Source organism: Streptomyces scabichelini (genome assembly GCF_011045015.1).
Classification (GTDB): domain Bacteria; phylum Actinomycetota; class Actinomycetes; order Streptomycetales; family Streptomycetaceae; genus Streptomyces; species Streptomyces scabichelini.
In genome coordinates this window covers 1-7,424 of the sequence record NZ_JAAKZY010000023.1, presented here as the reverse complement: position 1 = coordinate 7,424, position 7,424 = coordinate 1, and the positions used below count along the sequence as shown (strand labels likewise).

Annotated in this window: 6 protein-coding genes; all 6 read left to right on the top strand. The window is 71.9% G+C overall.

The window, feature by feature from the left end; translation table 11 throughout:
• The first annotated feature begins 15 nt into the window (after positions 1-15).
• Positions 16-966: an ornithine carbamoyltransferase gene (locus G5C60_RS09970; protein ID WP_165257004.1), complete on the top strand. Its 951-nt coding sequence runs from the start codon at positions 16-18 to the stop codon at positions 964-966.
• Positions 963-2,288, top strand: coding sequence for an MFS transporter (locus G5C60_RS09965; RefSeq protein ID WP_165257001.1), 1,326 nt, complete (start codon positions 963-965; stop codon positions 2,286-2,288). The genes G5C60_RS09970 and G5C60_RS09965 overlap by 4 nt, the downstream gene beginning before the upstream one ends.
• Before the next feature lie 151 nt (positions 2,289-2,439).
• Positions 2,440-3,423 (top strand): TauD/TfdA family dioxygenase, encoded by a 984-nt coding sequence (locus G5C60_RS09960; RefSeq protein ID WP_165256999.1) that lies wholly within the window; start codon positions 2,440-2,442, stop codon positions 3,421-3,423.
• A gap of 8 nt (positions 3,424-3,431) precedes the next feature.
• Complete coding sequence (locus G5C60_RS09955; RefSeq protein WP_165256997.1) at positions 3,432-4,202, top strand: thioesterase II family protein; 771 nt, start codon at positions 3,432-3,434, stop codon at positions 4,200-4,202.
• A 7-nt stretch (positions 4,203-4,209) separates the two neighbouring features.
• Positions 4,210-4,419: an MbtH family protein gene (locus tag G5C60_RS09950; RefSeq protein WP_165256994.1), complete on the top strand. Its 210-nt coding sequence runs from the start codon at positions 4,210-4,212 to the stop codon at positions 4,417-4,419.
• 129 nt (positions 4,420-4,548) lie between these two features.
• Positions 4,549-7,424: amino acid adenylation domain-containing protein (locus G5C60_RS09945; protein ID WP_165256983.1), on the top strand; the 2,876-nt coding region annotated here is incomplete at its 3' end.

Here is a 7,424-nt window from a genome sequence, read left to right as displayed (position 1 = left end):
TCCGAGGAGCGCCGTATGACCGCCCGACACCTGATATCCCTCGACGACCTCTCCGACGCCGACCTGCGCCACCTCGTGGACCGGGGAGCCGCCTTCTCGAACGGCACGGCACGGCCCGGCCCGGTGCTCGACGGCACCATCGCCGGCATCTACTTCCGGCGCACCTCGACCCGTACCCGTACGGCCTTCTCGGCGGGGGCGCTGCGGCTCGGCGCGCGGATCATCGCGTACAACGGCGGCGACCTGCAGATCAACACGGGGGAGACCAGCGAGGACACCGGGCAGGTCTTCTCCCGGATGCTCGACGTCCTGGTCGCCAGGACGTCCGACGACCCCGCGGAGATGCGGGGGTGGGCGGCCCAGTCCCGGATGTCCGTGATCAACGCCATGAGCTCCGACGAGCACCCCACCCAGGGGCTGACCGACCTCACCACCCTCAAGTGCCGCTTCGGCCGCGTCGAGGGACTGCGGCTCCTGTACGTGGGGGAGGGCAACAACACCGCCGTCGCGCTGGCGCTCGGCCTGTCCCGGTTCGCCGGTACCGAACTGGAGCTGCGCACGCCGCCCGGCTACGGACTGCCGGGCGGCGTCCTGGCCCGCGCCCAGGCCCACGCGCGGCGCTCCGGCGCCACCGTGACCGAGCGGCACACGATGGACGAACTGCCCAAGGACCTCGACGTCGTCTACACCACCCGCTGGCAGACGACCGGCACCAGCAAGCCCGACCCCGACTGGCGCACCCTCTTCGCCCCGTTCCAGGTGACCCGGGACCTGTGGACGCACAACGCCGACGCGGTGTTCATGCACGACCTGCCCGCCCACCGGGGCGAGGAGGTCACCGCCGAGGTACTCGACGGCCCGGCGAGCATCGCCTTCGACCAGGCCGAGAACAAGATGCACAGCGCCATGGCGGTGCTCGAATGGTGCCGCCTCGGCGCCGTCGGCACGCCCGGCCCGGCCGAATGAGCCTGACCGAGGAGCACCACGGCGAAGACGGCGCCCGGACCGGCACGGCGCCGCCCCCGCTGCGGAAGAACCGGGACTTCCTGCTGCTGTGGACCGGCGCCGGGCTCTCCCTGCTCGGCACCCGGGCGAGCACCGCCGCCTACCCGCTGCTGATGATCTGGTACGGCGGCTCCCCGACCGGCGCCGGACTCGTCGGGTTCGCCGCCCTGCTGCCCCAACTGCTCCTGCAACTGCCGGCCGGGGCCCTGGTGGACCGCTGGGACCGCCGCCGGCTGATGATCGCGTGCGACCTCGCCGGGCTGACCGCCATGGGCAGTGTCGCGGCCGCGCTGATCAGCGGACACCTGTGGCTGCCGCACCTGATGGCCGCCGCGTTCGTCGAGGGCTCGGCGGTGATCTTCTACCGGCTCGCCGAGCGGGCCGCTGTGCGCAACCTCGTCCACCCCGACCACCTGACCGTGGCACTCACGCGCAACGAGGCACGCGGACAGGGCGCCGGGCTGCTCGGCCAGCTCTCCGGCACCTCGTTGTACGCCCTGGCCAAATGGCTGCCGTTCCTGCTCACGGCCGTGGCCCACCTGTGCGCCCTGGTCACTCTGCTGCTGATCCGGAAGAAGTTCCAGACCGAGCGCCCGCAGGAGCCCCACGACCTGCGCCGGGAAGTGCGCGAGGGCCTCGTGTGGGTGTGGCGGCAGCGGTTCATGCGGGCCGCCGTGGGGCTGATCGCGGGCAGCAACATCCTCTTCCAGGTGCTGGCCCTGGCCCTGGTGCTCATCATCAAGGAGCACGGCGGGTCCCCGGCCACCATCGGCCTCATCGGAGTGGTGTCCGGCGTGGGCGGCATCTGCGGGGCCTTCACCGGTGCGTGGTGGCTGAAGCGGCTGTCGCCCGGCGCCCTCGTCACCGGCACGCTGGCGGTGTGGGCGCTGCTGATGCTGCCGCTCGCCGTGGTCACCCGGCCGGTGGTCATCGGGGCGCTGTTCGCCGGCATGTCCTTCGCCGGGGCGCTGCTGAACGTGGCCGCCGGCGTCTACCAGGTGCAGATCACACCGGATGCCATGCAGGGCCGGGTGACCAGTGTCTTCGCGCTCATCGGCTCGGGCATGAACTCCGCCGGGGCACTCGTCGGGGGACTGCTCCTCGCGGCCTTCGGCACCACGCCGACCGTCGCCGGAGTCGCGGCCGCGATGGCCGTCATGGCGCTGGCCGCCGTGGCGAGCCCGGCCATCAGGACCGCGGGACAGGAACCCGTCGAGCCGCGCCCCGACGAGGACGCGGCGGCGCACACCGAGGATGCGCCGAGACGTACACCGGAGAAATGACCGAAGAAATATAGGCCGAACCCACACAGTGGGGAGACGGACGGGACCAGCTCGCGCACGAGCGCCCGCGCATCACGCGGTCCGGGGCCGCGGCGCGCAACGACGCCCGCCTTCGGCACCTCACACCCTTTCAGGAAGGCACGCCACGACGATGTCCGCCCACCGCACAGCACCAGCGGGACAGCCGCTGCCCCACCTGGTCGAGGCCGATCCGGAGGACCGGGACGTCACCCGCCTCATCAAGTCGGACCGAGAACGGCTGCGCGCGTCGCTCAGGACACACGGCGCGCTGCTGCTGCGCGGCTTCGACATCGGCGGCATCGACGGTTTCGACCAGGTGGTCAGGGACCTGTCCGGCGACCCGCTGACCTACTCCGAGCGGTCGTCCCCGCGCAGCACCATCAAGGGCAACGTCTACACCTCCACCGACTATCCGCCGGAGGAGGAGATCTTCGTCCACAACGAGAACTCCTACCAGTCGAGCTGGCCCCGGACGCTCTACTTCTACTGCGACCACCCGCCCGAGACACAGGGGGCCACCCCGCTGACCGACGTCCGGCAGGTGTACGCCGCCCTCGACCCGGCAGTCCGCGAGGAGTTCGGCCGCCGCGGCTGGATGGTCGTGCGCAACTTCCACGAGCGCTTCGGCGTGGCATGGCGGGAGCTGTTCAACACCGACGAGCGCGCCGAGGTGGAGGCGTACTGCCGGTCCAAGGACATCGAGTTCGAGTGGCTGGGAGCCGACGGGCTGCGCACCACGGCACGCCGCAAGGCGATCCACACCCACCCCGAGACGGGGGAGACGGTGTGGTTCAACCACGTCGTGTTCTTCCACCACACCACACTGCCCGCCGAGGTCCAGGAGGGCCTGCTCGGCCTGTTCGGCGAGGAAGGCCTGCCGACCAACACCTACTACGGTGACGGCGGCCGCCTCCCCGACGAGGTGACGGACCATCTGAGGTCCTGCTACCGCGCGGCGACGGTGCGCTTCGACTGGCAGCAGGACGACGTGCTCGTCGTGGACAACATGCTGGCCGCGCACGGCCGGGAACCGTTCACCGGCACGCGCCGCATCGCCGTCGCCATGGCCGAGCCCTACGCACCGGACGCGCGGTCCGAGAGCGCCGGGGAGTGAACCACGCCATGACCTGGCACCACTCCACGACCTCGGGCGCGTGGCTGCGCCGGTACGTTCCACGCGCCGACGCCCGGCTGCGGCTGGTCTGCTTCCCGCACGCCGGTGGCAGCGCCAGCGCGTTCCGCGGCTGGCCGGAGCTGCTGCCGCCCGACATCGAGCTGATCGCCGTCCAGTACCCCGGCCGGCAGGACCGGTACGCCGAGCCGCTCATCGGGGACTTCCCGACCCTGGTGTCGAAGGCCGCACGGGCGGTCCTCCCCTGCCTGGACCGGCCCGTGGCGTTCTTCGGCCACAGCCTCGGCGCGACCGTGGCCTACGAAGTCGCCCGCGCCCTGCGGGCCTCCGGGGCACCGGCGCTGAACCGGCTGTTCGTCTCCGCGCGCAAGGCCCCCTCGGTACCCCGCCCTGACACCGTCCGGTTCGGCACCGAGGAGCAGATCATGGACTACGTCCGGAACCTGGGCGGTTCGGGCGCCGCACTGCTGGAGGACGGCGACCTGCTCCAGCTCATGCTGCCCATGCTGCGCAACGACTTCGGGCTCGTCGCCTCCTACCGCTACGTCCCCGGAGCCCTGCTCGACTGCCCCGTCACCGCCGTCATCGGTGACGAGGACGGCTCGGTGAGCGAGGACGAGGCCCGGCACTGGGCCCGCCACACTGCCCGGCCGTTCGACCTGCAGACCCTTCCCGGCGGTCACTTCTACACCGAGACGGCCACCGACAAACTCGTGACGCTGGTGGCCGACACGCTGAGCGACGTGACGAAGAGGAGGTGATCAACCCATGAGCACTCACCCGTTCGAGGACCGGGACACCGCTTACCACGTCCTGGTCAACGAAGAGGGGCAGCACTCCCTGTGGCCCGCGTTCGCGGACGTCCCGGCCGGCTGGGCCGTCGTCCTGCACGAGGCCGCGCGCCAGGCGTGCGTCGAGTACGTCGACGCCCACTGGACGGACATGCGCCCCCGGAGCCTGCGCCGGCAGATGGCGTGACCACGCCGCCGTAGCCGCGCACTCCCCTGCCTCCTTCTGGCCCGCGCACTCGCGCCGTCGCCCGACTTCTCCTCAGTACCCGGATCCTGGTGGTGGATAGCCATGCCCATACCCGAAACAGCACGAACCGTGAGTCTCCCCTTGTCGGCAGCGCAGGCGGGTGTCTGGGCAGGGCATGAACTCGACCCGTCCGGTGCGAAGTACAACATCTCCGAGTACATCACCCTCCACGGCGCCGTCGACCACCGGCTGCTGGAGGCCGCCTGGCACCAACTGCTCCAGGACGCGGAGACGCTCCGTGTGCGCGTCGTCGTCAAGGAGGGCGAGGAACTGCGCCAGCTGGTCGCTGCGGAGCTGCGCCCCGGACTGCCGTTGATCGATCTCACCGGGGAGGACGACCCGGAGGCCGCGGCCCAGGACTGGATGCACCAGGACCGGCACCGCCCCGTCGACCTCGCCGAGGGCGGCCTCACCACCTTCGCCCTGCTGAAGGTGGCCGACGACCGTTTCCACTTCTACGAGCGCATCCACCACATCCTGATCGACGCCTCCGGCGGACCGCTGATCACCGGCAGGATGGCTCAGGTCTACTCCGCCCTGGCCCGCGGCGAGGAGTTCGGCCCGAGCGGGTTCGCCCCCCTGACCCAGCTGGTGGAGGAGGACGCGGACTACCGGCGCTCACCGGTCTTCACCGCCGACCGGGACTACTGGGCCGGCCTCCTCGCCGACACCCCGGAACCGCCCCGGCTGGCGGACACCCTCGGGCTCGCGCCGGCGGACGAGCAGATCCTGTTCCTGCGGCGGACCACCCGGCTGCCCGCGGCCGACTTCGACCGGCTGCGGGACGTGGCCCGGGGACTGCGCACGATGTGGCCCGTCCTGACCATCACCGCCACGGCCGCCTACGTGGCGCGGATGACCGGCAGACAGGACATCGTCCTCGGCCTCCCGGTGACCGCCCGGAAGACGCCGGCCGACCGCCGTACTCCCGTTCTGCGCTCCAACGTGGTGCCCCTCCGGGTCCGTGTCACCCCGGGCGACTCCCTCGCGGAACTGGTCGCCCAGGTCACCCGTGCCACCCGTGCGGCCCTGAAGCACCAGCGCTACCGCTACGAGGACATCCGACGCGACCTCAAGCGCCTCGGCGACGGCCAGACCCTGACCGGCCCCGTCGTCAACATGATGGACCTCGACTACGACCTGGACTTCGCGGGCCTGCGCACCACCGCCCACAACCTGTCCAACGGCCCCGTCGATGAACTGTCCTTCGCGGCGTACCACCGGGCCGACGGCGAGGGCCTGATCCTCGCCTTCGACGCGAACCCGGACTACTACGACGCCGGCCTGCTCGCCGCCCACCAGGACCGTTTCCTGCGCTTCCTCCAGGGCGTGGTGGCCGAGCCGGAGCGCCCGACGGGCGGGATCGAGGTGCTGTCGCCCGGCGAGCGGCAGCGGCTGCTGACGGAGTGGAACGCGACGGACCGGGCAGTGCCGGCCGGTCCTCTGGGCGAGTTGTTCGCGGCGCAGGTGGCGGCCACCCCGGACGAGGTCGCCGTGGCGGCCGACGGGGCGGAGCTGACGTACGCCGAACTGGACGCGCGCGCGAACCGGCTGGCGCGACGGCTGGTGACGCTCGGCGTGACGGCGGAGTCGCCGGTGGCGCTGCTGCTGGAGCGCTCCGTGGACGCGGTGGTGGCGACGATGGCGGTGGTGCGCGCGGGCGGCGTCTACGTGCCGCTGCACTCGGGCCTCCCGCCGGAGCGGATGGCGTGGGTACTGGACGACGTCGGCGCCTCGGTGCTGCTCACCGACCGGGACGTGCCCGGCCTCTCGACGCGTGTGGTGACCCTCGACAGGGAGACATGGTCGGGCGAGTCGGAGGACGAGAACCCCGGGGCTCCCGACATCACCGTGCTCCCGGACCAACTGGCGTACGTGATGTACACGTCGGGTTCGACCGGGGTGCCCAAAGGCGTCGGGGTCCGGCACCGCGACGTCGTGGACTTCGCCTTCGACCGGCGCTGGCGCGGCGGCGCCCACGACCGCGTCCTCATGCACGCCCCGCAGTCCTTCGACGCCTCCACCTACGAGCTCTGGGTGCCGCTCCTGAACGGCGGCCGGGTCGTGGTCGCCCCACCGGGACAGGTGGACGGCGCAGTGGTGGAGCGCATGACCGCCGAACACGGCGTGACCGCCGCCTTCCTGACGACGGCCCTGTTCAACCTGATCGCCGATGAGCACCCCGAGGCCTTCGCCGGGATGCGCACGGTGTGGACAGGCGGTGACGCGGCCTCCGCGGCGGCGATGCGCCGTGTCCTGGAGGCCTGCCCCGGCATCACCGTGGGCAACGGCTACGGCCCCACGGAGACCACGACGTTCGCCGTGACCGCGCTCGCACGGTCCGCCGACGACATCGGCACCGTTCCGCCCATCGGCACACCGCTGGACAACATGCGGGCGTACGTCCTGGACGCGGGCCTGCGACCGGCGCCGGTCGGCGTCGTCGGCGAACTGTACGTGGCGGGCACTGGACTGGCCCGCGGCTACCACAACCGTCCGAACCTGACGGCCGAACGGTTCGTCGCCTGTCCGTACGGCGCTCCCGGCGAGCGCATGTACCGCACCGGGGACCTCGTCCGGTGGCGGGCCGACGGACGACTGGAGTACGTGGGCCGTGCCGACCTCCAGGTGAAGGTACGCGGCTTCCGCATCGAACTGGGCGAGGTGGAGGCGGTTCTGGCCGGCCACGCGTCGGTGGCCCAGGTGGTCGTGGTCGCGCGGGAGGACCGCCCCGGCGAGCGGCGACTGGTGGCGTACGTGGTGCCGGAGGGCGACGGCGCCGACCCGGCGGACCTGCGCGCCCACACCGCCCGCGAACTGCCGGAGTACATGGTGCCGGTGGCGTTCGTGGAGTTGGAGCGGCTGCCGTTGACGGTGAACGGGAAGGTGGATCGGGGGGCGTTGCCTGCGCCGGAGTTTGTGTCGGGTGTGGGGCGTGGGCCGCG